The organism is Shewanella sp. MSW (assembly GCF_007636515.1).
Classification (GTDB): Bacteria; Pseudomonadota; Gammaproteobacteria; order Enterobacterales; family Shewanellaceae; genus Shewanella; species Shewanella indica.
Map to the genome: position 1 here is coordinate 118,316 of NZ_LVDR01000008.1, position 24,703 is coordinate 143,018.

A 24,703-nucleotide genomic window follows, 5' to 3' on the forward strand; every position below is an offset into this window, starting at 1 on the left:
ACTGGTCTTCAATAAAGGTTTGAGTCATATTGGTTACACTTGTTTTAGATATGTGACGAAAGGATTCCCACCCCAATGTTGTCCGGACAGTCCAGACTTTGGCTCTTTGTTGCACTGCTGCTCGCTTGGCAAGTTCAGGCAGGTACCGTCTATAAATGTATCAAAGAAGACAAGGTGGTATTCAGCCAGCAGCCCTGCCCACAAGCCTTCACCCAGCACAGAATTGAATACCAGTATGGCGTGACCACGGAAACGGCCGAGGGAGAAAGAGTTGATCCGCTGCAATCCCTTTTGGAGAACGACAGCCTGCCCGAAGACAAGCTGTTGCGCCGACTGGAAGCCGAAGTCTATCGGCTGCAGCAGGAAAACAGCTATCTGGAAATACTGCGAACCAGCGAGCTACAAAAGCAGGAGCGGCAACGCTATTGGCAGAAAATGGCGCGGGAAGATCCCGCGTTTATTGAGCAGCGCGGCAAGATAAACGCCCACTTTGATGAGCTCAAACGCGCCAATGATGACAAGATAGCCAAGTTGCAGCAATACAGACAATTGCTGCAGCAGAAAACCGAGGCTCAGCCCTGAATCAGCTGCGCAGCCCTATCCCACGAGAGATCAGATAATAGGCCAGCAACCACAGACCCGCACAGAACCCCAGCATCACGCCAATGGACAGCGGCACGCTCATATCGGCAAATCCCAGGAAACCATAGCGGAACACATTGATCATATACACCACAGGGTTCAGCGCCGATACGCCACGCCAAAAGTCAGGCAACAGCGACAGCGAGTAAAACACCCCGCCAAGATAGGTCAGCGGCGTCAACACAAAGGTGGGGATGATGCTGATGTCGTCGAAGCTCTTGGCAAACACGGCATTGATAAGGCCGCCAAGGGCAAACAGCACTGAGGTCAGAAACACTGTGACTATCACCAATCCCAAGTGCTGCACACTGAGATCGACAAAGAACATGGCTACCAGGGTCACTATCAGGCCCACCAACAGTCCACGGGCGACACCGCCGCCGACATAGCCGGCTATCATCACATAATGAGGCACAGGCGCCACTATCAGCTCTTCCAGGTTACGCTGGAACTTGGCGCTGAAAAAGGAAGATGCCACATTGGAGTAGGAGTTGGTGATCACCGACATCATGATAAGGCCCGGGGCGATAAACTCCATATAGGACACCCCGCCCATCTCACCGATGCGACTGCCCACCAGATTACCGAAGATCAGGAAATACAGTGTCATGGTGATCGCCGGCGGTACCAGCGTCTGTATCCAAATGCGGGTAAAACGGTTAATTTCCTTGATTAAAATACTCTTGAAGGCAACCAGATACAGACCTCTCATGCCTGGCCTCCTTGGGCATTTTCAACCAGTTTCACAAACAACTCCTCCAATCGATTGGCCTTGTTACGCATGGATAGCACTTCAATCCCCTGCTCGCTCAGTAAACCGAAGACGGCGTTCAGGCTGTGGGACTTCACCAAGTCCACTTCCAGGGTCATTGGATCGGTAAGCCTGACGCTAATATCGCCAAGCTTGGGTACCTCAACAAGCGGCTGCTTGATATCCAACACAAAGGTTTCCATATCCAGTTTCGACAGCAGGGACTTCATACTGGTGCATTCCACCAGCACGCCCTTATCGATAATGCCTATGTTGCGGCAGAGCATTTCCGCTTCTTCCAGATAGTGGGTCGTCAGTATGATGGTGACGCCTTCAGCGTTGATTTTTTTGAGAAACTCCCACATGGAGCGCCGCAGTTCTATATCCACCCCGGCGGTAGGCTCATCGAGGATCAAAAGCTTGGGCTCGTGCATCAAGGCCCTGGCTATCATCAAACGCCGCTTCATGCCGCCGGAAAGCTGCCGGGATTGGCTGTTGCGCTTGTCCCAGAGATCCAGTTGCCTGAGATATTTCTCGGCCCGCTTATGGGCCTCGGCTCTGGGCACACCGTAATAACCGGCCTGGTTAACCACGATTTGCAGTACTGTCTCAAACTGGTTGAAGTTGAATTCCTGCGGCACCAGGCCAATACACAATTTGGCCTGCTCCAGCTCTTTATCCAGATCATGGCCAAAGACCCGCACACTGCCGCCACTTTTGTGCACCAGCGAACTTATGATACCGATAGTGGTGGACTTACCGGCACCGTTTGGGCCGAGCAAGGCAAAAAAGTCACCCTGAGCCACTTTCAGGCTGATCCCTTTGACGGCTTCGACACCGCCCTTATAGGTCTTCTTAAGATTGTCCAGCTCCAACGCCAGAGCTTTGGTCGTCATAGATGTTTCTCCTAAAGAGCCTCCAATACCTGGGGTATCGGCAGCGGCCCGGGACGCAAAAAGCAAGACTCCCGCCGTGGCGGGAGTCTGTCTTACTATATAAACAAAGCCGACATCACAGCTTGCTTACTCCTGCGGGATCACCTTGGCGATATAAGGCAGGTTGCGATACTGCTCGGCGTAGTCGATACCGTAACCGACCACAAATTCATCAGGAATAGTAAAACCGACAAAGTCTACCGGTACATCGACTTCACGGCGATCCGGCTTATCCAGCAGAGTACAGAGCGTCAGGCTCTTTGGCTCACGCAGCAGCAGCATTTCGCGTACCTTGTTGAGCGTGTTGCCCGAGTCAATCAGATCTTCGACGATCAACACATCACGATCGGCGATTTCCGACTGAACATCTTTGAGTATCTTCACGTCTCTGGTGCTGGTCATGGCATTGCCATAGCTGGAAACAGACATAAAGTCGATCTCTACATGGCCCTTAATCCGACGGCAGAGATCGGCCATAAAGACCACTGAGCCCTTGAGCAGGCCGACCATCAGCAATTTGTCGGCATTGGCATAATGCGCATTGATGCGCTCGGCTAATTCATCCAGTTTCTGGTTGATCTCTTCTGCCGAGATCATCACTTCGGTGGTGTGTTTCATATCACTCTCAATTGTCGATCTCACTGTCTTTGGGTTTGTCATAACCCCAGCGATCCGTTAATGCATGTTCGACACCCAGATGATCCAGGATCCGGGCGACCATGAAGTCTATCAGATCTTCAATGGATTTGGGATGGTGATAAAAGCCGGGTGCGGCCGGCATTATGATGGCGCCCAGTTGGCTGAGTTTCAACATATGTTCAAGATGAATGGCGTTGAAAGGTGTCTCTCTGGGCACCAACAACAGCTGACCGCGCTCCTTGAGCACTACATCGGCGGCCCGCTCCAGCAGGCTGTTGCTCATACCTGTGGCCACCGCAGCCAGGGTGCCGGTTGAGCAGGGACAGATCACCATCTGCTTTGGCGCCGCTGAGCCAGACGCCGGTGGAGAGAACCACTCATCCTTGCCAAGCACCCTCAGCTCACCGCCTTCGGGAAACAGTTTTCTGAGCTGCTCTGTGGCCTTGTCCGGTGCGCTGCTGAGTTTGAGCCCATGTTCCGTTGCCAACACCACCCGAGCGGCGCTGGACACCATCAGAAAAACCCGAAACTCGGCCTTGAGTAAGCACTCCAGCAGCCTCAGCCCATAGGGCGCCCCGGAGGCGCCGGTCCAGGCGAGGCTGATACTCTTAATCTGCTGATATTTCACGCTTTGACCTCGCCACTTCTGGCTTTAAGGGCCTGGAGCAACTTTTGATGCAAGCCGCCAAAGCCACCATTGCTCATGATCAGCACGGTATCGCCGGGCTTGGCTTCACCACTGACCTTGGCCACTATCTCATCTATGTCGTGCAAAACCTGTACCGGCAGCGGTGCCGCCTGCATGGCCGCGGCAATATCCCAATCGATATTATCCGCCTGATACAACACGGCTTCATCGGCCAGGGCCATGGAGTTGGCCAGTGTGTCTTTATGCACCCCTTGCTTCATGGTGTTGGAGCGAGGCTCAAGCACGACAGTGATTTTGCCCTGGCCTACCTTGGCGCGCATTCCCTGAAGAGTTGTGGCGATTGCCGTTGGGTGATGGGCAAAGTCGTCATAAACGCTGACCCCTTCTACGCTGCCCAGTAACTCGAGACGACGCTTGGGCGGGGTAAAGTCTGCCAGTGCCTTGAGCGCATCTACCGGCAAGACCCCGACATGACGCGCCGCGGCTATCGCCATGGTGGCGTTGTCTATGTTGTGACGCCCAATCAGGCCCCAGCTCAAAATGCCCTGGGATTCACCGCGGAAAAATAGCTCAAATTCGTGACCATCGTCTGCCAGCATTCTGGCACTCCAGTCACCCTGGCCCGCTTCATGGCTCAAGGTTTCCTGTTCACTCCAGCAGCCCTTGGCTATCACGCCGGCAACCGCCTGGCTGTCTTGCGGCCAGATCACCCGGCCATCCCCAGGCAGGATTCTGAGCAGATGGTGAAACTGCTTCTGTATCGCCTTGAGATCGTCGAAGATGTCGGCATGGTCGAACTCCAGGTTGTTGATCACCAGGGTTCTTGGCTGGTAATGCACAAACTTGGAGCGCTTGTCGAAGAAAGCGCTGTCATATTCGTCGGCCTCGACCACAAAGAAAGGCGACTCGCCCAACCTGGCCGAAATACCGAAATTCTGCGGCACTCCACCAATCAAAAAGCCAGCTTGATAGCCGCAGGCTTCGAGGATCCAGGCCAACATGCTGGCGGTTGAGGTTTTGCCATGGGTACCGGAAACGGCCAATACCCAACGTTCGGGCAATATATGGTCATGCAGAAACTGCGGGCCCGAGGTGTATTTCAGGCCGCGATTGAGTACGGCTTCCACACAGGGGTTGCCGCGGCTCATGGCATTGCCTATCACCACGAGATCCGGCTCGGGATCCAGCTGTGAAGGATCAAACCCCTGAATAAGGTCTATTCCCTGCTGCTCAAGCTGGGTGCTCATGGGAGGGTATACATTGGCATCGGAGCCGGTGACCTTATGTCCCATGGCGCGGGCCAGCAGTGCCAAGCCCCCCATAAAAGTGCCACAGATCCCCAGAATATGTACGTGCATTAAGGCCATCCTTCTGCAGTGAGTCCGCTCGCCCCACGTTGGGCGAGTTTGCATGCCGCTCATTGTACCTATGCCACCGGCAAGACGCGAGAGGCCTCTGCCTGCTGTTCAGCTTTCTCTCATCTTCCGCTAAGCAATGTGATTAATAGATAAAGGAATTTTCCAAAATCTGAGCCGAACGCTGGTCAGGACAGGGCCGCGCGTTTAAAATGCCCGCAGCCTACGCAAATGCGATTAGCATCAGGAAAGCAGCATGCAGTTAACGGAAGAACTCCAACATCTCAGGCGCGAGCTTGAAGATCTCAAACTCAAAGAGACGAACCTGGAAATCAGGACAGATATCCGCCTCGACGCGATAGAACAAAGAATCGAGGCGCTGTTTGCGGCCGTCAATCAGCTTGCCGAAGAGCAAGCTCAGCCTTTGGTCGCCAAGGTTGCCGAGCCGTCTGCAATGCCTGAACCAAATGAACCTCAGGCCGAGCCAAAAGCTGCCGACTTGTCTTTCGAGTCACAGGCTCAGCGCCAGGACGCCTGGCAGCGCAGGGCCGATATTCAGCCTATCGAGCACACCAAACCAACAACAGCTGAAATAGCCGCAACACCAATTGCAGCCAAAGCGCAAACCGCCGCCCCAAAAGTATCCCCCCAAACACAAGAGGGTCGAGGGCAGCAGACTCCCAACTGGGGGCGTAAGTTTGATCAGGCTGTGGCCGCTTTTTTTGCCGCTATGCTGAGCCCCCTGCTGGGACTCTTCGCACAAGCCAAAGATTTTTATCAGCACTATCACGCCAAAGGTCAGGGGCCGGTATTTATGATGACCCTGGCCGGGATCATCGCCATGACCCTGGGCTTTGGTTATCTGCTGCAGTATTCCATGAACCACTGGCTGTCGGATACCGGAAAGGCCTTGACCGGCTTTGTCTGCGCCAATGGCATTCTGGCCTTGGGGGCCTTTATCCGCAAACGGCAAAGAGCGATGGCCGATTTCGGCTCGGGTCTGGTTGGCCTTGGGCTGATTATCAACTATCTGTGCGCCTATTTTGTCGGTCCCTACTTCGAGCTGGTACCGGATGGCGTCAGCTATCTGCTGCTGTTGCTTATCACTGTGGCCGGTTACAGTCTGGCGCTGAAACTGGAAGCCAGAGTCATCAGCATAGTCGCCTTGCTGGGTGGCTCCCTGGCACCACTGATGCTGCTTTCCGGCAGTCAGGCGCCTTTGATGTATCTGCCCTTCCTGCTGCTGATTGGCGGCTGCTCTTTACTCTTGAGTCACAAGATACGTTGGCCTGTGCTGCTGGAAACGACAGCCATACTGCACATAGCCTGTATCGAGAGCCTGAGTTTCTTTGTCGAGCTGCCGCTGCAAGGGCAAGGGATAATGGGAGTTCTGGCGCTCATCTCCCTGCATGGCCTCTTTTATGGTTATGGACTTGGCAGCCTTTGGCTGTTTGGCCGGGAAGGCCTCAGCCACAGACTGCTGGCTCTGCCGGCGGCCTTGCTGGCCTTTTTGGTCTATAGCCTGAGCCAGTTCAGCCCCCACGCCGGCGAGCTGCTGCTGGCCAACGCCGCCGTGCTTATCGGCCTGTCGCTCTGGCTTAAACAAGACAAACAGCTGCAGACGCTATTGTGGCTGGCGACCGGTGCCTGTCTCGGTTTTGCCGCGCTCAGCCTGCTCAGTGGTGAGCTGCTGGGGCTGGTATTACTGCTCGAAGCCTTGCTGTTGATGTGGCTAGGTTGCCGTGAGCAGCAAGCCTCGCTGCGAATCGAGGCCATCACCCTGCTGGCTCTGGGACTGGTCATCAACCTGTTGGCCCTTGGTGATATGCTCAATGAAGCGCCGGTGCTCTTGTCACTGCCGCTGCTGGCTTGGGGGCTAAGCACGCTTAGCTTGTTTGGCTTTAACCAACTGCTGGACAAACAACCCGAACTCAGCCGCTGGGAGCAACAACTGCTGCAGCTGGGACGCGAGCTTGCCAACGTGCTGCTGGTGTCTTTAGCCCTGGTTAGCGCCTGGCTGATAAGTGAAAACTACTTCCTGGTGATAATTCCCGGATTGAGTCTGACCTTGCTGCTACTCGCGCGCAGGCAACAACTCAGGGTCAGCGAGGCCTTGGCCTGGGCCTTGTTGTTACCGCTGGCGGCTCAGGTCATCTTCGCCGTTGTGGATGTGCATAGCCTGAGTTTCCGCGCTCAGCCGCTGTATGCGCAAATCGCCAGGGTAGAGTTGTTCCTCTGCTTATTACTGGCCTGGTATGCATACCGGCGCTTCCATCCCAAGGGCGAGCTTAAGCGTTTGGCCTGGTACGCTCGCCTGGCCTGCCTGGTGCTATTGCCACTGCTGTGGCTGCCCAAAATTGCCCTTCGCTTTGAAGATTGGCTAGCCCCGGCCTTGTGGTTATCCTGCTTTGTCAGCTTAGTATTGGCCCGCAAGTTCAGGCAGCCGATACTGAAACGCGAAGCGGATGTGCTGCTGGTGCTGGCTATAGCCCAAACTGCTGTTGCCTGCCTGGCAGGACAATGGCCCGGGCTTATCGCACTGCTGCTGGGCAGTCTCTATTCCGGTCTGCTGCTGTGGCGCTATCCATTCTTGCCAAGGCTCTGGCAAGGCCCCTGCCGACTCGGCTGGCAGTTGTCACCCTTCTATGGCGCCCTGCTGCTGGCAGTGGTGAGTCACAGCCTGGAGGTCTTGTTCAGCCACACTCTGGCACTGAGCAGTGTGGTGCTGAGCGGCTACTTCTTTATCCTGCTCAGCCGCAAACCGCTCAAGGCCCTGCGCCCGGGTTACCCCTTTGCCTTTGCCAGCTTCTTTATCGCCTTGCTGCTGCCCTGGATTACCTGGCTCGACAGCCTGCAGTCGTTGCAGCTCGATGCCCTGACCCGGCCCTCTGAACCTTGGCTGATGGCGCTGGCACAAGCTTGCAACCTGGCCTTGCTGGCGCTGTTTATCCGTAAACGGCCATTGGCCATGAGACGCTATCGTCAGCAGTTGCCGACCAATATGGTGTTTATCGCCTGGCATGCCCTGTTGCTGCTGGCCTATCTGCAACTGGCCTACCAGATGCCAACCGGATTCGATGCCACCCTAAGCACAGTGCTCATGGTGTCCCACGGCTGCTGGCTGATGTTCCTCAGCCTGCGTCCCGGCTGCCAGATTATGCTCAAACTGGCCGCAGGTCTGTTTGCCATCAGTTGCCTCAAGGTATTGCTGCTGGATATGGCCGCCGCCGATCTGCTGCAAAAGATCATCGTCTTTATGCTGATTGGCGCCTTGCTGCTCGGGGTGGCTTACTTCTACCAGAAATCCAGAGCCCGGCTGCTGTCACAATAAACCAACTCAAAGGCGCCTGCGGGCGCCTTGGGAATAAGTCTGACTGAAGTTTTGCTAACGACCTTTTACTCCATTCTTGGTAATTTATGAAACTGACCCAAATAACCCTATTTTCCCTGGCTCTGTTTTCGCTCCCCGCCCTGGCCGGTGGTCATTGCGCCAAAAAAGAAGCCGCAATCGAAAAGCAGATCTTTGATGCCAAAGAGCATAACAACAGCCACAGAGTACGGGGGCTGGAAACGGCGCTGGCCGAAGTCCGTGCCCACTGCACTGAGGCCGGTGAAATCCAAAAGCAGCAAGATTCACGCGATGAATTGGCAAACAAGATCCGTGACAAGCAGAATGAGATTCGCGAGTTAGGTGAAGAACTGGCCGAAGAACGCGCCAAACTGAACGCCGATATCGCCGAGGCCGAGCGCAAGGGCAAAATCGATAAGGTCACCAAATATCAACGAGAACTGGCCGAGGAAGAGGCTAAAACAGCCGCCAAGATCAGCGCTAAAGAAGCTGAAATACGTGGATTGAAGTCCGAGATGGACGCCAGATAAGTATTAGCCCCGCTTGGCGGGGCTTTTTGATGACATCATCAAGCCTGGGACGCTTCCAGCGCCTGGGCCACATCGCTGATGATGTCGTCTATATGCTCAATTCCCACAGAGATCCGGAGCAGATCTTCACTCACCCCGGCGCGAGCCAACTCCTCGGCGTTGAGCTGCCTGTGGGTCGTGGTGGCTGGATGACAGGCCAGTGACTTGGCATCGCCTATATTCACCAGACGCAGGATCATCTGCAGCGCATCGATAAAGCGCCCACCGGCCTCTTTGCCCCCCTTGATACCAAAGCTAATAATGCCGGACGCCTTACCCGAGGTGATTTTGTCGCAATTGGCCTTATAAGGGCTGTCTGCCAGGGCGCCATAATTGACCCAGTTCACCAATGGGTGGGACTGCAGGTAACTTGCCAGCGCTTCGGCATTACTGCAGTGGCGCTCCATCCTCAGGCTCAAGGTCTCCAGCCCCTGCAACAGTAAAAAGGCGCTGTGTGGTGATAAAGCCGCGCCGGTATTACGCAGCGGCACCACCCGGCAACGGCCGATATAAGCCGCCGCGCCGAAGGCTTCGGTATACACCACCCCATGGTAAGAGGGGTCCGGCTGATTGAGCACAGTAAATCTGTGTTTATTGGCGACCCAGTCAAACTTGCCCGAATCGATGATCACCCCGCCCACTGTAGTACCGTGGCCACCGACATACTTGGTGAGCGAGTGGACGACGATATCGGCGCCATGTTCGAAGGGGCGGCACAGCACAGGGGTCGCCACTGTGTTATCCACCACCAAGGGCACACCATGTTTGTGGGCAATTTCTGCCAGACGCGCGATATCGACAATATTGCCAGCGGGGTTGCCTATGGATTCACAAAACACCGCCTTGGTGCGCTCATCAATAAGCGACTCCAGGGTATCGAAGTCATCGAACGAGGCCATGCGCACCTCTACCCCCTGGCGCGGCAGAGTGTGAGCGAACAGGTTATAGGTGCCGCCGTAGAGCTGGCTGCTGCTGACTATGTTGTCGCCCACTTCCGTCAGCGCCTGCAGCGCATAAGTGATGGCCGCCATTCCCGAGGCCAGCGCCAGCGCGCCAATGCCGCCTTCAATGGCCGCCATTCTGGCTTCGAGCACGGCGTTGGTGGGGTTCATGATGCGACTGTAAATATTGCCGGGCACCTTGAGGTCAAACAGATCGGCGCCGTGTTGAGTATCGTCGAAAGTATAGGACGTCGTCTGATAGATGGGCACCGCCGCCGACTTGGTGGTGGTTTCCGATTCATAACCATGGTGCAACGCCAGGGATTCCAGTTTCATCTCGCGCTCCTTGATGACAGATAATGCTGACTGAATGAGTGAGCAATCAAATTAACAGACAGACGTCCAGATGTCCAAACAAAAAGAAACCACCCCTGAGGGTGGTTCTTGCCAGGTGCGATTAGCTGTCAGTTATGGCTTGGCCTTGAAGCTCGCCAGCCAACCCACTATTGCGCCGCCAAGGCCGATGGCAAACACTGAGTAGGCTATGATGCAATAGTGCGCCATATTCATGCCAAACAGTGACCAGTCATCTTCACCGCAGCCGCCGGTAGGAGCGAACTCAAATGGCAGCCACTTATCCAGCGGCAAGCCCAGAGGGAAGTGCGGCTCGGTGGAGCAGGCTGAACCTGCCGCCGAACCTGCCTCGGCAAAGAAGTCCATCGACTCATCCACTACCAGGTGCGCGGCGTCGTGGATATTCATCAGTTGAATCGACCAGGCCATTCCCTGGATCACGCCGTAGAGGGCCAGGGCAACACCCAAGGCCTTGAGCACATGGTTCTTCGGATTGATCAAAATGATGGCACCGGCCAGTACTATGCAGCATTGGCTGAAGCGTATGTAGACACACAGCTCGCAGGGGTCCATCTCCAGAAACACTTGAAAATAGCCCATAGCGGAAGCGAGCAAAAATACCGCTGCGCCCAGCATTATGCTCCAGAGTATTCGCCCCTGTTGCCAGCGGGCCAGAGTGGGAACGGGTGCCTGGGTAAACTCCCGAAACAGCATACTCAATTTATTCATCCGTTACTCCTTACTTGGCGGCCAGTTCGGCCACCAATTCATCGAGCATCTGCATGCTGCGAATAGACTTGGTGTTGATCAAGTACTTGCCATTGACCACCAGTGCCGGGATCCCCTGGATCTTGGCGACTTCCACGCCTCTGTCCCATTTGCTCAAGAGTTGTTGCACCTCAGGGCTATTCTTGGCCGCTTCAAAACCGGCGCGATCCAGGCCTGCGGCCTTGAGGCCAAAGTCGATGACTTCATCGGCGGAGGCAAAGCGGGCCTTGTCGTCATGATACTTCTTGTACAGTGCCATCTTGACTGTCTTGAAAGCCTGCTCGGATTGGGTTTGGGCATAAGCCAGCACCAAGGCTTTCTCCATGCCGAATGGCGGCTTGGTGGTGATGTGATAATCATCGAAGGTCACCCCCTTGGGCAGATTTTTCACCATGCCGGGGATCACTGCCTTGTCGTACTTGTAGCAGAAGGGGCAGTTGACCGAATACACCTTCACCACTTGATTGGGAGCATCAAAGCTGGCGGCCCCCAACAGTTGATAGTGTTCGCCTTCATTATATTTGGCGGCAGAAACAGAGCAGGACAACAACAGGGCACTCAGTGCCAACAGACTTTTCTTCATCATGATACGGACTCCAAACAGGCGGCAGCCCGGCTGCCGCCACAAAAATAATCAACGATTGAACATACTTTCGGGGTGAACCACGGTAGAGCGATAGCCAGGCTCGTGTTTCATCAGGGTCTTCACCTTGATTTCGACCTTGACCTCGTTGGTCTTGGGATCCACTTCGGTGATCCAATGCTCGGGAGCCTTATCCCCTTCCAGCAATCCGGCAGAAGCCGAGGCCATAAACATGGTCTTGTGATCCGCTTGCCACTCTGTGATGGAAGTGATTGGGCTATACCACTCGTATCCCCGCTCTTTGCCGTACTCCCAGGTCTGCTGCACTGTCATCTTGCCCATGTCGACCTTGTACTCGACGCCGCGGGAATACTTCATGGTCGGCAGCGCAGGTTGTTCCAGACCGCGGCCATCGCCGTTGTCAAACACTGTGACTGTGCCCCTGTCCGGTACCGGCCAAGCCGTGTGCTGAGTCCAGGTCCAGTCAAAGCTGCCTTCGCAACCCTTGGCGTCACACTTGAGTGCCCTACCTTTGGCATCCACGGGTTTCAGTACCTTGGCGGCCAGTTCTCCTTTCCAACCTTCGGGAGTACCGAGGATCCACTTGACCTTATTATCACGGCCAACCTTGATCACCGCAGACTGGTGGCGCGAGCTAACAATGATGCTGTCATCGGCCGGGTCATAACCTATGGAGTTGATATGCAACCAGTTGCGGCCGGTTCCGACCCCGGCAACATCGCCGTAGGGTTCGCTGGCCAGCTCTTCGGTGGTTTTGGTTTCACCGGCCTTGGAGACATCCACGTTCAGGCAAACTGCCCCCATATCCAATGACTTAAGCACAGTGTCACGCATAGGGTCGAGTATCTTGTTGAAGTCCCAAACCTTAACGACATCACCGTTCTGATCCACTTCAATCACATGGTCGCGCACTGTGTCGACCTTGAGGCCATCCGGCATGACATAATCACGCTTACCCACCCTCAACAGCAGGTGACCATTGGGCATTTCGGTGATCTCATGGGAGAAGCCATTAAAGCCCCGTGGAAGTTCGCGCTTGAAGATAGGCTTGCCGATAAAGTCATACTTGGCGTAGTAAGGCACCTGGAACCCTTGATGCAGTTCAAACATCAAACCCTGACCAAAGATCAGCTTGCCATCACGGGTCTGCTTGAAGGACATGGAGCCGCCCGGACGGTCATAGATAACATCGCTGTTCAGATGCCAACGCACATCGCCGTTGGTATCTATGATGTTCTGGGTCGGGATCCAGTCCCAGTGGTCACGGATATTGGGTGGTATCACCTGCCCATCAACCAGATAGAATCTATTTTCAAAGCCTTTGGCGACTTTGACCGGCTCATACTCGTACTGGGTGCGGGCATTGCCGTCAATATGCAGGTGAGGCAGTGCGCTGGTGCGGATCTTGTATTCCTCGGTCACTGACTTACCGGCCAGTTTGTAGCTGACCTCAACCCGGTTCAGATAATCGGGATAGAGGCCAAATACCGGAATACCACTGTGGGTGTTGAGCTGAGTCAATCCCACAGGGTACTGAATATCAATCCCTTTCTTTCCCTTGCCTTTTACTGTGACCTTGACGTCACTGATGGACTTGCCACCGAGATCGATCACCGCCACCAAAGGGCTGAACTTGTAAGGATCTACATAGACAAATCCCAACTGCCCCTGAGGTATGGCACTGGAACTGGTACCCGGCAGATCGCCGCCGGCAATCACCTGGGTTGAGAAACCCGTTAATGTCAGACTGGATGCCGCCAACATTAAGTAACACAGTCTCTTCATTTTCATCTTGTCACCTTCCAATTAAAGTTGATATTGCAGGGAATAAAAAATAGCGTCGTGATATCCTTGTTTTCCTAAGTTATTTTCCGCATACCGATAACTCAGGATAAAACTCAGATTTTTGCTAAAAGACCAATTAACAGATAAAGCTCCATTAAAACCAAAATCTTTTCCATCACCAGATAAAATCAAATAATCATCTTCGCGATTAAAAAAGTGTTCTTGCCACCAGGTCAACTTAAAGTCTTGCTTAAATAGATTTAGCTTATGGCTTGCCAGAAAATAAACATACCCACCGTTGAAACCACCTTCAAAGTTAGCGTCAAAGCTCTTATAAGTGGCATCGACAAAATGTCCTGCCAGGGCAACTTGTAGATAAGTATCGTCATAACTTTTGTCCCAGCTCAGTCCCAACATGGTGTTGGTTTCGCCCCAACTGGGTTTACTCTTGTCAAACACTTGGCCATAGAGATTCCAATCTGTCTCCCCTAAGTTAATCTGACCTATCACATTAATCTCTGTGCCGTAGTAGGCTCCATCATCCGGGTCTTCCCACTTTACATGGCCATAAATATCCCCATACTCATTACCAACGGCACCTTTCAGAGTGATAAATGGGTTATTGTCTTTGGCCTCGCCAAAATAATCCGATGCTTTGGATTGCCAATCCATCATCCCGGCTTCAACAGCCAGCATAGCCGCCTGACAGTGGCCACCAAGGCAGGCAGAGATAATTAAGGGGTATAACAATTTCGTGTTCATATTCAATCCTTCCTTCCCGACTCAAGTTAATTATTTACAGAAGCAGAATTGAATAGGTGAACTAAATCACATGAAAATGTTTATTTTGTTTTTTTGTTAAAAGGTTTAATAAGGATCATCAAAAAATAAAATTTTATTTTTTGATGAGCGAGATCACAAAGAGCTAATTAACACTCAAAAACTTTTATTCTCCAACTTATAATAAACCAACACTTTCTTGAGTATTTTAAAATGGATAAGCCCGAGCATAACCGTATACGGGAAGCTATTTTGGATTTGGCAGAGTCTGTTATTGCCAAAGAAGGATTATTGTCACTGAAAGTATCAGACATCACCAAAGGATTGGGCATATCCACGACTCTGTTCTACAGCATCTTCAAGACCAAGGAAGATATTCTGGTGGCTCTCACCTGTCGCGCCTTTGACCAGGTACTTGGGCTTCGTTGGTGGCTCAATCTGGAGGGTTACTCAGGATTAGAGAAATTTATCGCCTATATTCTCAATGAGATCCAATTTACCGAGACCTACTGCCTACGCAGTTCCATCTCCACCATCTCCTGCAACAGGTTGATCTTCAACAAGGCCAGTGCCACTTATCTGCGTAACCTAAATCGACTGGCCATGGATTATTGGGAAACCCCGCTCCAACTTCTGGCTCAAGCAAAAGAGCAGCAGGAGATCTTGGCCAGTGATGTGCAGATCCAGCAGTTTTGCCATCTGTTATGCACCTATCTGAGAGGCCGTGAGTTGGTGGGGAATACCTATGCCGGTAAGGAGTACAGCCTGGATGTCAGGTTTGATAATGCTCGGCTACTCACTCAACTGCTCAAAGAGTTGTGCCCTGGCAAAAGGCTCAATCCCCAAACCCTTGCCAGGGCGCAGCAGTTGCGTCGCGAATTACCCCGCTACAGAGAATTACGCCAACAACAGCTAAACACTTGAGTGAACCAAAGGCCTTGGGTAATTACACAAGCGACCGGGATTTAAGCTGCACAGTGCACAAAACCAACATAGAAGTAAAAACATCTAGACGTCTAAATTGACAGACGACTGGCTATCCCCTATTCTTTCGCCTAATTTGTCAGGAGATGATGCCGTTAAGACAATGCAATTCAGCGAGTTTGGCTGCTACGGAGGGAATCCCCGGCCAAACGTGATTTACAGAGAGTAGATTTTGACCCAGAACAACACTTCTCCAGCCGTTAAAGCTCCGGCCTCATTTGTGGCGCTGCTGCCACTATTTCTGTTTCTGGCGCTGTTTATCGGTGCCGGGGTCTATTTCCAAAGCCAAGGGGTAGATTTTGCCTTCTATCAGTTGCCAAGTCCGATAGCGATATTACCGGCGATTGTACTGGCCATTTTGCTGTCCAAGCAAAAGCTCAACCAGACCATGAACACCTTTATGGCGGGGATAGGCCACAACAACATCATCGCCATGTGCCTCATCTACCTGTTAGCCGGTGCTTTTGCCGCCGTAGCCAGTGCCACTGGTGGGGTCGATGCCACAGTTGCCCTGGGGCTTAAACTGATCCCGGCCAATCTGTTGCTGCCCGGCTTCTTCATTATCGCCGCCTTTATCGCCACCGCCATGGGCACCTCCATGGGCACGATTGCCGCAGTAGCCCCTATCGCACTCGGGGTTGCCGATCAGGCAGGGATTGAACTACCACTGATGGCCGGCTCTGTGATGTCCGGCGCCCTGTTTGGTGACAACCTGTCTATTATCTCGGATACCACTATTGCCGCCACCCGCACTCAGGGCTGCGAAATGAGAGACAAGTTCCGCGAAAACCTGATCTTTGCCATTCCGGCGGCGATCGTGACCCTGCTGCTATTCGGTTTCCTCTCTTCCGGTCAAGCCGAACTGCCACCGCAGGAGGTCGACTTTGTTAAGGTGTTGCCTTACTTGAGTATTCTGGTGCTGGCCGTCGCCGGGTTAAACGTATTTGTGGTACTAGCCATCGGCATTTTGCTGGCCGGGACCACGGGATTTCTCACTCAGGACTATTCGTTGCTGACCTTCGGCCAAGACATCTATAAAGGCTTTGGCAATATGCAGGAGATTTTTATCCTCTCCATGCTGGTTGGTGGTTTGGCAGCCCTGATGCAGCAGCAAGGTGGTCTGAGCTTTGTCAGCCAACAGATTGAAAAACTGATCGCCCGTTTCTCCCGCGCCAAAGGCGAAGCCTCCTGTCGTGCCGCCGAGTTAGGTATGGCCGGGATTGTCGCCCTGACCAACTCCTGTGTGGCCAACAATACCGTCTCTATTGTGGTCAGCGGTGATATCGCCAAAGATCTGGCCGCCAAACATGGCGTGGCCCCCAAACGCGCCGCCAGTGTTCTGGATATTTTCGCCTGTATTATTCAGGGACTTATTCCCTACGGTGCCCAGGCCTTGCTGATAGCTTCCCACTTCAAGATCTCTCCGCTGGAAGCGGTTGCCAACACTTGGTACTGTATGATCCTGGCATTGGTCGCTGTAGTGATTGTGATACTGCGCCCCCGCAGTTAAACTAACAAATACAAAAACCAAACCGGTCCCTGCGACCGGTTTTTTGTCGCTGCCGTTTGGCAAGCATTATTGAATACTGATATTCAAACGAGCCACTGCATGCCCCCTTACGAGCAATATCACAAACAAGATCCGCAGCGCCTGGCATTTATGATGTCTCTGGTAGGCGTTAGCATAGCGGCACTGGGTATGATTTCCTCCTTTTGGGCCGCTTATGACAGTATGGGCAGTGCTATTTTCAACATGCGCATGGACAGACTGGGTGACTATTTAAGCTCGCCACTGGCCTATGTCTACAACATCTCGCTACTGCTCGGCGGTGCTTGCTTCACCTTGGCCATGGGAGGCCTCTGGTGGCAAAAGCACAGCGCGGCGGCCAACTTACTGTCAAGGTCGGGGATAGCTGTGGGGGTGGGGATAGCGGCGCTTGGTGTGTTTCCCTATAATGAACTCTTTGCTCACCAGTTGGCGGCCATCTTCTTTATTGCCAATACCTTGGTGATGTTTACTCTTTGCTGCTACTGCTTTGTTTCCCATCGAGCACTGTGTAACCTGCCGCTGTGCCTGTTTAGCCTGCTGGGAATAGTATCCGGTATTGGCTTGTTATCTCAGTTGCAATGGCCATCGATGAATTATGCCTCTTGCCCGGCGCAAACCCTCTGCCTTTCGGTATGGTTTATGTGGTTGCACTCCATTGCCACTGTGTTTGCCGGCCTCAGCCTATCGGCCACGGTTTATCGGCTGTGGCACTGGTCGCAGCCGACAAACGACTGATGTAACCCTGGCAATAAAGGCCTGCAATGACCCACGCAAGAGCATCTCAACAAGCCACAATCCGCCTCGCTCACTATCTGGCGCAAACCGGCCTATGTTCAAGGCGCGAAGCCGCCAGGCGCATCGAAGCCGGAGAGATTTTTCTGGGTGACAAACTCGCTAAACACACAGACAGAGTCACCCTCGCCACCGGGCAGCGCCATTGCCTCGAAAAGCTGTTTTATCTGGGCGAGCCCGTCGCCGCCCCGGCAGCTTACACTTATCTGCTATTCAATAAACCCGTCGGCATAGATTGCCGCCTAATCAAGGATGACCCGAGCAGTCTATTGCATCTATTGCCTCAGGATAAACGCCTGTATCCGGCCGGAAGACTGGATAAAGACTCCCGCGGCCTGTTGCTGCTCAGCAACGACGGCGAGCTGACCCAGCAACTGATGCATCCGGATTTTTGCCACAGCAAACACTACCGGGTCACTCTGGAGCGAGCATTTACTGACGCGTTTATCCATGCCTTGAGAGCGCCTATGGATTACGGTTATGGCCAGGTGCGGGCATCACAAGTCACACCGATTTCGGCAAACAGTTTTGAAATTATTCTGACTCAGGGCAAGAAGCGGCAAATTCGCCGTATGTGTCGGCATTTGGGCTACAGAGTCACAGACCTCTGCCGTACCCGGATAATGGAGTTAACGCTTGATAAGCTTGCTGAAGGGGAGTTTAGGGAGCTCAGCCATGCACAAATCGCTGCGCTTAAAGATGCAGTACAACCTTGACTAAACAGCTGTATATTTTTTACGACTCTAAATTATTGGCAAAACCAAGCGCCTGGTTAACTGTATAAACCCAAAACAATATTGTTTGTGGCAACACTCACTCCTCATACTCTCTCAGACAAATCAGCTCTCACCCACGTCGATAGAAAACATTTATAGTGGCCCGTTGTCGCCCCTTGGTTGAACGCGCCATAGGCGGCGTATTGGTCAGCCTGGGGCTGGGATTGGCCTTTTCCTCTGTGGGACGTTCCTGAGCAGTTTCTCCGTTAAGGCCGTCAGGGTTGACTGCCTTCACCGTTTTTAGGCTCGCTTGCCCGGGAAGTGGCGACTTTATCATCCTTCCCGCCGCCGGGTTGCAACTCAGACAGAAGATCGGCAGCCTGCGTCACGGCAGCCAGATTCGCCTGATGCTCTTCTTCCTCCACAGTCTTGGATTCGACGCGATCTTCCTTACTGCGCCTGAACTCGCCATTGGCCTTGACCTCGGAATCATAGGGCAGATCCTCAATTCCCGGCAGTGAATCAGGAATATCGCTGGGGCTGACATCCACTATCTGTGAGCGGTTCATGGTGATCTTGTATCTGGCATAGCGCGGCGCCTGCTTACCCTCTTTGAGTACGGCGACCAGATTTATCTGATAACGCCGCTCCACCGACTCGTTAGTTATCCTGCCATCGGTTTCGCTGTAAATTTTGGCCTTACCCCGTTCCAGATAGCGGGCAAAGGGCACTAAGCTGAACACCACCTGCTCCTGCAATGTGTTATAACCGGAGAGAAACTCGGTATCTGCCACCTTGGTTTGAATGCCGTAGTGAAGAATTTCAGCGTCGACCTTATTTTGGCTATGGCGCCGCCGGAGGATCTCTTTGACATCATCAGGGAGATCCCGACTACGCATAAACTCAAGCCAAATCAGCTGCTTGGCAATAAACTTCTGGTTGGTTGTATCCCTCAATATCCGACTCCAACGGGGACGTCCCCGTTGGATATAGCGCCACAAAGCATTGCGGACATCATCTTTAAAGATCTCCCGCGCGCCGTAAATCAGCGCCAACACCAACACCAATACCAGAGTCACGCCGCTGAATATCCCCTGAGCCTTGATGATCAAGGCTGATACCACCAGCATCACCAGCGCGGTAGCCAACCCTGTGGTTAACTTTTTAAGCCCAGTGTTCAGAGGTTTAATCTCCTCTTTGAGCACCACCCCTTGCTGAATAAGCCGCCTGAGCAGCAACATCTTGTTGGCAATACGATTGGGATCTTGCAGGGTTTGCGCCGAGTTATAGAGTCGCTCGGCCCGATAGTGATTTTCTACCCGGCAGAGGGTGATCACCTTATCCGACACATGGCTAAAGTCACTGTTTCTGGGACCATGGGCCAACAGCTTCAACAACTGCTGTTCACAAAACCAGGATAAGTAGTTATCGGCATTCTCAAAATAGTGTTTCCATCTGGCATCGGCCGGTTCGTTACGGCGAAACTTCTTCAGCAAAATCGCTGTCTGCTCGGTTAACTCCTCCAGCAAAGGATAGAAGTTTTCCGGCTCGGATTGCCGCGAAATCTCTTTGGCATCGTTCTCCATCGCCACCACAAACTGGTAGGCAAACAGGTTCAGATAGAGGCGAAACTCTTCGACGGTACGCTTCTTCTGGCTTACAAACCTGGATTGTACCAGGGGCAGATGCAGACCATCCGAGTAGTAAGAACGCCGTCCGAGAATGGCGCTGAAGTAGTATTCCTCTTCATTCAGGCTCTGCGGCCCTATGCCCATCTCCTTGGGCAGGGAAAAGTAGAGATCCAGCTTGCGCTGCTCTCCAACACCCATCAGATGACTGAATTTGATGGATAGATTTTCTTCCTGCTTGATACGTAGTTTGGACACAATAATGGAAAACTATCAATGAATTGATGAAAGAACCAGACTATAGCCCAAGCAACACGGGAATGGGATAGCGCACAGGCGTTAACTGAAAGGAAATGGTGAAATCGTCAGCAAAAATTCAGCCGTCAATGGATCAGGCGGCAGCCACATACTGTGTTACTCGGTTGGAACAACACAATAGCATAGTCTTTGGCTTCATCGGCATCAAGGATCTCCAGTGCCAGGTGATGCAGGCCTTCATTACTGAGGTTGAAGCTGGAAACATAAGAAAGGTATTGCATATGGGCGGGCCTTGCGCCCTTGCCGGAAAGCTCCTGTTTATCTGTAACCAGGATTTGATAACGCCCCGCCTCTTCCGAAGCCAGTTGCCCCTGCATCAAAATGCTGCCGGCCGGGGTGCCATCCATGTTGAAGTAGCGATAGTTGACCAGAGCTCGCTTGCCTTTGGTCTGCAGATCCAGCAGCAGGTAGTGCTGCGCATCTTCGCCCTCGTTCAACTGCCGGTCGTAGAGTTCAGAGCTGCAATTAAGCGCCAAAGCGGGCGCTGTTTGGCTGAAACGATAGATCACCAGCAAACAGCCGAGCAAAAAGATCAGGATCAGCAAATTTATCACCCAAAGCCAACGTCTAGCCACAGAGATCAACCTCCTTAAGCCAAGGTACACTGACAAATGCCTTGACCTGACGTCCATCGCTTATTTTGAGATTGCGTACCACGGACTGTCCCAAATACTCGCCTCTCAATGTGAGGTTAAGGACTTGTTTGTCATGGGAAAGAGAGACATATAATTTGCGCCAAGGGCTGCTCTTGCACTGAGCCAATGCCGAGGTCAGCACCTTGCCCTGTTCGGTCAACAACTGATTGTTGGTACGGGAATTGGAGTAGAAAAACAGCTCCATTCTCTGACCAGATAGCAGTGTCAATTCCTGCTTGTTCAGTGGAATGGTGGGTACCACTCTGGGTAAACGATACAGATAGAAGACACTGAGACCAAGCATGAGTATCAGTACCAAGCCCACCAGCAGTTGCTTGGGACCGGCATTCAACCTGGACTCCAGCACTCCCGCGGGTTTACGGGCCACAGATGAGCGTAGCAGATACCCCTGCCCCTTGACCGTTTCAATCAAAGACTCATATTCGGGCCCCAGAAAGGCACGCAACATACAGACAGCACGGGCTACAGACGAATCACTCAAAGGGGGATGATTGTCATCACCGGCGCGCAACTCGATACGGGAGACCAAACGTCCCTGATTGGCAAGCAGGAGTTTCAGCACCTGCAACTCCGCCCGAGGGAGATGCCAACTGTCTCCCCTGCCTTTGTGTTGTAACTCACCGCTGGCTTCATCAAACCAGCAGTCGCCTATCTGCATCATCTTCCTCCTGTTTTATATGAACATGAGTGTATGCAAGAAATCTAATCACTACTGTGATCCTCATAACCCTGACACAGGAAAAAGTTTAAAAAGTGATCCAACTCAGGCAAGGAAGCAAGCAAGAGGGAAGCAAGTAGCGTTTTGTGAACCAGTTCCCATGGTTGAAGGCTTTGAAAACAGGCCTGAAGATTGATAAACCAGCCATTAATTAACATGAATAAAACAAATAAGGTGATTCTGCCCAACCCTTAACCCTCAAAAAGGATTAAGAATAGCCACTCTAATCACCTTAAAAGGTTAAAACTCCAGTCTTTGACAACTCAATATTCATGCGCGCTAAATCACAACCTTCATATCTTATCCCCCTAATCTGAATACAACCGACCCGGTCGGGAAAAACAAAGACAACAAAGGGTGATAAATATGAGCATTAACAGACGTCAGGCCCTGGGCCAGATTATCGGAATTAGCGCCGCAGCAGCCGGAGCCAGCCTTACGGCCACTTGCGCCTTTGCTGCCACGGATGAGTCAGGAAACTACCGCCTGGAGTTGGGTGAAAAACTCAAATATGCTCCATTGGATCCTATGGAGACAGCCAAACTGGCTTATGAAACCGGCGGTGGCTGTATGCATCAGGTATTTCACGCCACTGTGACCATGCTGGCTCGGTCTGCCAGTGTCGATGCCGACAAGTTTGCCACTATTCCAACGGCGCTGGCCGGCTACGGTTTTGCCGGTGTTACCGGCCAAGGCACGCTTTGCGGTAACCTCAATGCAGTAGGTATGTTGGTTAATATTCTCGATGACATTAATGGCCAAAACTCCGCCGTCATAGGTTCCTTGTTCCGTTACTACGAGAATACCGAACTGCCTTTGTCCAGCGATGAGTTCGTTGCCGGTATTGGCTCCACCGCCGAAAAGACTGCCCTGGTGGTCAAATCCTCGGTAGCCAACAGCGTATTGTGTCACTCCTCTATCAGTAACTGGTCCAAGGCCTCAGGCAAGACCTTCTCTGAAAAAGGTGAACGTTGCTATCGTTTGTCGGCCTCTATTGCCTATCACTTAGTGGAACTCTTGAACCGAGCCTACAAGGGTGAAGACTTGGGCGCCCTGCCTGAAAGTAAACCCAGCTCAGAAGCCCAGAGCTGTCAGAGCTGTCATGGCTCCACAAGTACTATGGGACCTGCCGCCAGCGTCAAGACAGACATGGAATGTACCACCTGTCATACCGGGCACTTTAACTGAGGATTATCCAATGAAAATCAGCTATCTGAGCCTGCTGCTCGGCTCGGCCCTGCTATTGGGAGGCTGTGGCAGCGATGATGACAACAATAATGGTGGCGGTGAGATCACGCCTCCGCCACCACCTGTGGAAAAACCCAGTCAGGATATCGCCGAAGCAAGTAGTATTGAGTTGACTCTCAACAGCTTCGACCCAGATTCAGGCCAGGTCACCTTTGCCCTGCAAAACGCCGAAGGCAAAGCGCTCACCAATGCCGCCAAGTACCAAATCACCTACTTTGGCTATCCGGCAGAAGAGCAAGCTTCCACCAAGCCCAAAGCCTGGAAACGCTGGCATGTAACCTATGGTTACAGCTGCGACCCGACAACCGAGTGCGCCGAGCCGCTGCAGGCTCTGGAAAGTGCCGGCAGCTACAGTTTCAGTCCATCAGGGCTCGACTGGGACGCTAATGCTGCTACTGGCGCGGTTAGCCGTTACAAGGTAGCCATAGAGGTGTTCGGAACTGAAATCAGCAATGAAGTGACGCTCTATTCTCCCACTACAGACGTAAACTAAAGGTCACCAATCCCAAATGCCGCTGATCAATGAGAGCAACGGCATTTGGGACTCATCCTCTTCCTCAAACTCAGTCATACGACAGGCCCAAAGATGATTGCCTGGACTCAGTTGAATAAGTGAATAGTCGGCCAAAATATCCATCTCCAGAACATGCAACCTGAGCTCCAATTTACCCGACTGAGCCAAAGCCTTATTGATAGCCTCCCGCATTGCCATCAAGTATGGAGGGAGTTCTTCTTCACCTAATAGCAGTTTATCCTGATAGGGTTCCAGACTCATCATATAGCTTAGTGAACCAAGCTCAACGCCTTCTATAGTACCTGCCAGCTCAATACCCGCCCACGGCTCATTATCATAGCGATAGCTGACCTTCAGTCTGGTCTGCCCATTTTCTGTGGTTATCCCAAGCCTGAGTTTCTCCCCTCCCCTTGGTCCCCCGGCTTTGCCGGGGTTAATTAAACTCGCTTCACAATTAAAGCTTGGGTTTAGATACTTGGAAATCAAGGTGTCAACCGCCAGGATACCCACAACAAATAACAGCAGTAACAACAGCAATATCCAGCTCCGGTTTTGGCGTAAGCGCCACGGCAGAGTCGATTCAGTCACAGCGCAACGCCTCCTTCAACCAAGTATGCTCGGGGGCACAATCATTCATCTGAGACATGGTCAACTTGTAAGCTTTAAAGTACTCCCCTTGGTCACTTTCTCCCTTGAGCACCATACTCAATACCTTACTGTCATCACTGAGGGAAATGGAAATCGTACGCCAGCTATCAGGGCAAGGAGCCAGCCAGCCTTCAATGCTCTGAGTCAGATCTTTCAATGTCGCCAATGCCTTGGGTTCGCCATAGAGACGCAGGAAGGTAGTATTGCCCGAAGGGTGCGCGAGTTTTATCACTTCATCCGGCGTTTCCAGATAGCGCAGCGGTCCGACTCTGGACGATAGAAAAAACAATACCAACCCACTCAGCAGTAACATCCAAAAAAAATGATACCAGGGTGCCTTTCCCTTTAAAAACAGAGAGATTGGTTTACTTTTTCGAGTTTTGCTGTGCAGTAAAAAACCTTGCCGGTCGATGGGCTCCAACAGGTCACAGTAATCAGGCCCCAGGTATTGGCGGATACGGGCCACCGCTTGTTCCAATAAATGCTCTTGGTTGACGGGAATGCCCACCTCCTGCAGCAATTGCATTCTGGAAACCACCTTGCCCTGATGGCTCAACAAAACACTCAACACACATTGCTCTATTTCAGACAAGACCCAAATCTTACCGGACCCAGTATGTTTGAGCGTGCCGGTATCGGCATCAAACCAACAGCAACCTATCTGCATGGCATTGCTCAGCAGCAAATGAATGGCGGCAGTATAAGGGAAAAAAACACCCATCCAGAGTGATCTGCATGGGTGTTTTCAGGCTTTTAAGAAAAGCGTGAACCTTCTCTCAGACTTTTCTCACGATTAAAACTTTGTTAATTA

24 protein-coding genes are annotated in these 24,703 nt (G+C 52.5%); 9 read left to right on the forward strand and 15 right to left on the reverse strand.

The window, feature by feature from the left end:
• The first annotated feature begins 75 nt into the window (after positions 1-75).
• Positions 76-582, forward strand: coding sequence for a DUF4124 domain-containing protein (locus AYI96_RS10605; protein ID WP_039033095.1), 507 nt, complete (start codon positions 76-78; stop codon positions 580-582).
• Between the two features lies 1 nt (position 583).
• Here the strand turns inward: AYI96_RS10605 and AYI96_RS10610 are convergent, their stop codons facing one another.
• The 5 genes from AYI96_RS10610 to mpl all read right to left on the reverse strand — a co-directional run bounded on the left by AYI96_RS10610 (position 584) and on the right by mpl (position 4,974).
• Complete coding sequence (locus AYI96_RS10610; RefSeq protein ID WP_039033094.1) at positions 584-1,354, reverse strand: ABC transporter permease; 771 nt, start codon at positions 1,352-1,354, stop codon at positions 584-586.
• A complete protein-coding gene (locus AYI96_RS10615) occupies positions 1,351-2,289 on the reverse strand; it encodes an ABC transporter ATP-binding protein (protein ID WP_039033093.1) in 939 nt (312 codons plus the stop codon). The genes AYI96_RS10610 and AYI96_RS10615 overlap by 4 nt, the downstream gene beginning before the upstream one ends.
• A 126-nt stretch (positions 2,290-2,415) precedes the next feature.
• Positions 2,416-2,946 (reverse strand): hypoxanthine phosphoribosyltransferase, encoded by a 531-nt coding sequence (gene hpt, locus AYI96_RS10620; protein ID WP_039033092.1) that lies wholly within the window; start codon positions 2,944-2,946, stop codon positions 2,416-2,418.
• Between the two features lie 7 nt (positions 2,947-2,953).
• On the reverse strand, positions 2,954-3,595 hold the full coding sequence (locus AYI96_RS10625) for a flavin prenyltransferase UbiX (protein WP_025010042.1): 642 nt from the start codon (positions 3,593-3,595) through the stop codon (positions 2,954-2,956).
• Positions 3,592-4,974, reverse strand: a complete 1,383-nt coding sequence (gene mpl, locus AYI96_RS10630) for a UDP-N-acetylmuramate:L-alanyl-gamma-D-glutamyl-meso-diaminopimelate ligase (protein WP_144361585.1) — start codon at positions 4,972-4,974, stop codon at positions 3,592-3,594. Before mpl ends, AYI96_RS10625 begins: the two co-directional genes overlap by 4 nt.
• 253 nt (positions 4,975-5,227) lie before the next feature.
• Between mpl and AYI96_RS10635 the strand changes: the two genes are divergently transcribed.
• Positions 5,228-8,302 carry a DUF2339 domain-containing protein gene (locus tag AYI96_RS10635; protein ID WP_039033089.1) on the forward strand — a complete coding sequence of 1,025 codons (3,075 nt, stop codon included), beginning with the start codon at positions 5,228-5,230 and terminating at the stop codon, positions 8,300-8,302.
• An 86-nt stretch (positions 8,303-8,388) separates the two neighbouring features.
• Positions 8,389-8,850 carry a DUF1090 domain-containing protein gene (locus tag AYI96_RS10640; RefSeq protein ID WP_052247931.1) on the forward strand — a complete coding sequence of 154 codons (462 nt, stop codon included), beginning with the start codon at positions 8,389-8,391 and terminating at the stop codon, positions 8,848-8,850.
• Positions 8,851-8,888: 38 nt separating this feature from the next.
• On the opposite strand, the gene AYI96_RS10645 is transcribed toward AYI96_RS10640, so the two are convergent.
• From AYI96_RS10645 to AYI96_RS10665, 5 genes are all read right to left on the reverse strand, one after another.
• Complete coding sequence (locus tag AYI96_RS10645) at positions 8,889-10,166, reverse strand: O-acetylhomoserine aminocarboxypropyltransferase/cysteine synthase family protein (RefSeq protein ID WP_144361586.1); 1,278 nt, start codon at positions 10,164-10,166, stop codon at positions 8,889-8,891.
• A 132-nt stretch (positions 10,167-10,298) separates the two neighbouring features.
• Positions 10,299-10,913, reverse strand: a complete 615-nt coding sequence (locus AYI96_RS10650) for a disulfide bond formation protein B (RefSeq protein ID WP_039033087.1) — start codon at positions 10,911-10,913, stop codon at positions 10,299-10,301.
• Between the two features lie 10 nt (positions 10,914-10,923).
• A complete protein-coding gene (locus AYI96_RS10655) occupies positions 10,924-11,538 on the reverse strand; it encodes a thiol:disulfide interchange protein DsbA/DsbL (RefSeq protein ID WP_226684395.1) in 615 nt (204 codons plus the stop codon).
• A gap of 48 nt (positions 11,539-11,586) precedes the next feature.
• On the reverse strand, positions 11,587-13,347 hold the full coding sequence (locus AYI96_RS10660) for an aryl-sulfate sulfotransferase (RefSeq protein ID WP_144361587.1): 1,761 nt from the start codon (positions 13,345-13,347) through the stop codon (positions 11,587-11,589).
• Between the two features lie 15 nt (positions 13,348-13,362).
• Entirely contained in the window at positions 13,363-14,103 is a 741-nt protein-coding gene (locus AYI96_RS10665) for a hypothetical protein (RefSeq protein ID WP_071475774.1), read from the reverse strand.
• Positions 14,104-14,334: 231 nt separating this feature from the next.
• Between AYI96_RS10665 and AYI96_RS10670 the strand changes: the two genes are divergently transcribed.
• From AYI96_RS10670 to AYI96_RS10685, 4 genes are all read left to right on the forward strand, one after another.
• Positions 14,335-15,045, forward strand: coding sequence for a TetR/AcrR family transcriptional regulator (locus AYI96_RS10670; RefSeq protein WP_039033084.1), 711 nt, complete (start codon positions 14,335-14,337; stop codon positions 15,043-15,045).
• A gap of 232 nt (positions 15,046-15,277) precedes the next feature.
• Complete coding sequence (locus AYI96_RS10675) at positions 15,278-16,615, forward strand: Na+/H+ antiporter NhaC family protein (RefSeq protein WP_039033083.1); 1,338 nt, start codon at positions 15,278-15,280, stop codon at positions 16,613-16,615.
• A gap of 99 nt (positions 16,616-16,714) precedes the next feature.
• Positions 16,715-17,389, forward strand: a complete 675-nt coding sequence (locus tag AYI96_RS10680; protein WP_052247930.1) for a hypothetical protein — start codon at positions 16,715-16,717, stop codon at positions 17,387-17,389.
• 59 nt (positions 17,390-17,448) lie between these two features.
• Positions 17,449-18,162 carry an RNA pseudouridine synthase gene (locus tag AYI96_RS10685; protein ID WP_144361622.1) on the forward strand — a complete coding sequence of 238 codons (714 nt, stop codon included), beginning with the start codon at positions 17,449-17,451 and terminating at the stop codon, positions 18,160-18,162.
• 275 nt (positions 18,163-18,437) lie between these two features.
• Here AYI96_RS10685 and AYI96_RS10690 read toward each other — a convergent pair whose 3' ends face one another.
• The 3 genes from AYI96_RS10690 to AYI96_RS10700 form a co-directional block, all read right to left on the reverse strand.
• On the reverse strand, positions 18,438-20,048 hold the full coding sequence (locus tag AYI96_RS10690) for a hypothetical protein (protein WP_260852993.1): 1,611 nt from the start codon (positions 20,046-20,048) through the stop codon (positions 18,438-18,440).
• Between the two features lie 125 nt (positions 20,049-20,173).
• A complete protein-coding gene (locus tag AYI96_RS10695) occupies positions 20,174-20,683 on the reverse strand; it encodes a hypothetical protein (protein ID WP_039033082.1) in 510 nt (169 codons plus the stop codon).
• On the reverse strand, positions 20,676-21,422 hold the full coding sequence (locus tag AYI96_RS10700) for a transcriptional regulator (protein ID WP_039033081.1): 747 nt from the start codon (positions 21,420-21,422) through the stop codon (positions 20,676-20,678). The genes AYI96_RS10695 and AYI96_RS10700 overlap by 8 nt, the downstream gene beginning before the upstream one ends.
• A gap of 426 nt (positions 21,423-21,848) precedes the next feature.
• On the opposite strand from AYI96_RS10700, the gene AYI96_RS10705 reads away from it, so the two are divergent.
• Both AYI96_RS10705 and AYI96_RS10710 read left to right on the forward strand, forming a co-directional pair.
• On the forward strand, positions 21,849-22,670 hold the full coding sequence (locus AYI96_RS10705; protein ID WP_039033079.1) for a hypothetical protein: 822 nt from the start codon (positions 21,849-21,851) through the stop codon (positions 22,668-22,670).
• 10 nt (positions 22,671-22,680) lie between these two features.
• Positions 22,681-23,223 carry a hypothetical protein gene (locus tag AYI96_RS10710; protein ID WP_039033078.1) on the forward strand — a complete coding sequence of 181 codons (543 nt, stop codon included), beginning with the start codon at positions 22,681-22,683 and terminating at the stop codon, positions 23,221-23,223.
• Between the two features lie 3 nt (positions 23,224-23,226).
• On the opposite strand, the gene AYI96_RS10715 is transcribed toward AYI96_RS10710, so the two are convergent.
• Together AYI96_RS10715 and AYI96_RS10720 are read right to left on the reverse strand one after the other, a co-directional pair.
• Entirely contained in the window at positions 23,227-23,832 is a 606-nt protein-coding gene (locus tag AYI96_RS10715; protein WP_071475773.1) for a hypothetical protein, read from the reverse strand.
• Complete coding sequence (locus tag AYI96_RS10720; RefSeq protein WP_071475772.1) at positions 23,825-24,613, reverse strand: transcriptional regulator; 789 nt, start codon at positions 24,611-24,613, stop codon at positions 23,825-23,827. Before AYI96_RS10720 ends, AYI96_RS10715 begins: the two co-directional genes overlap by 8 nt.
• Positions 24,614-24,703: the final 90 nt, after the last annotated feature.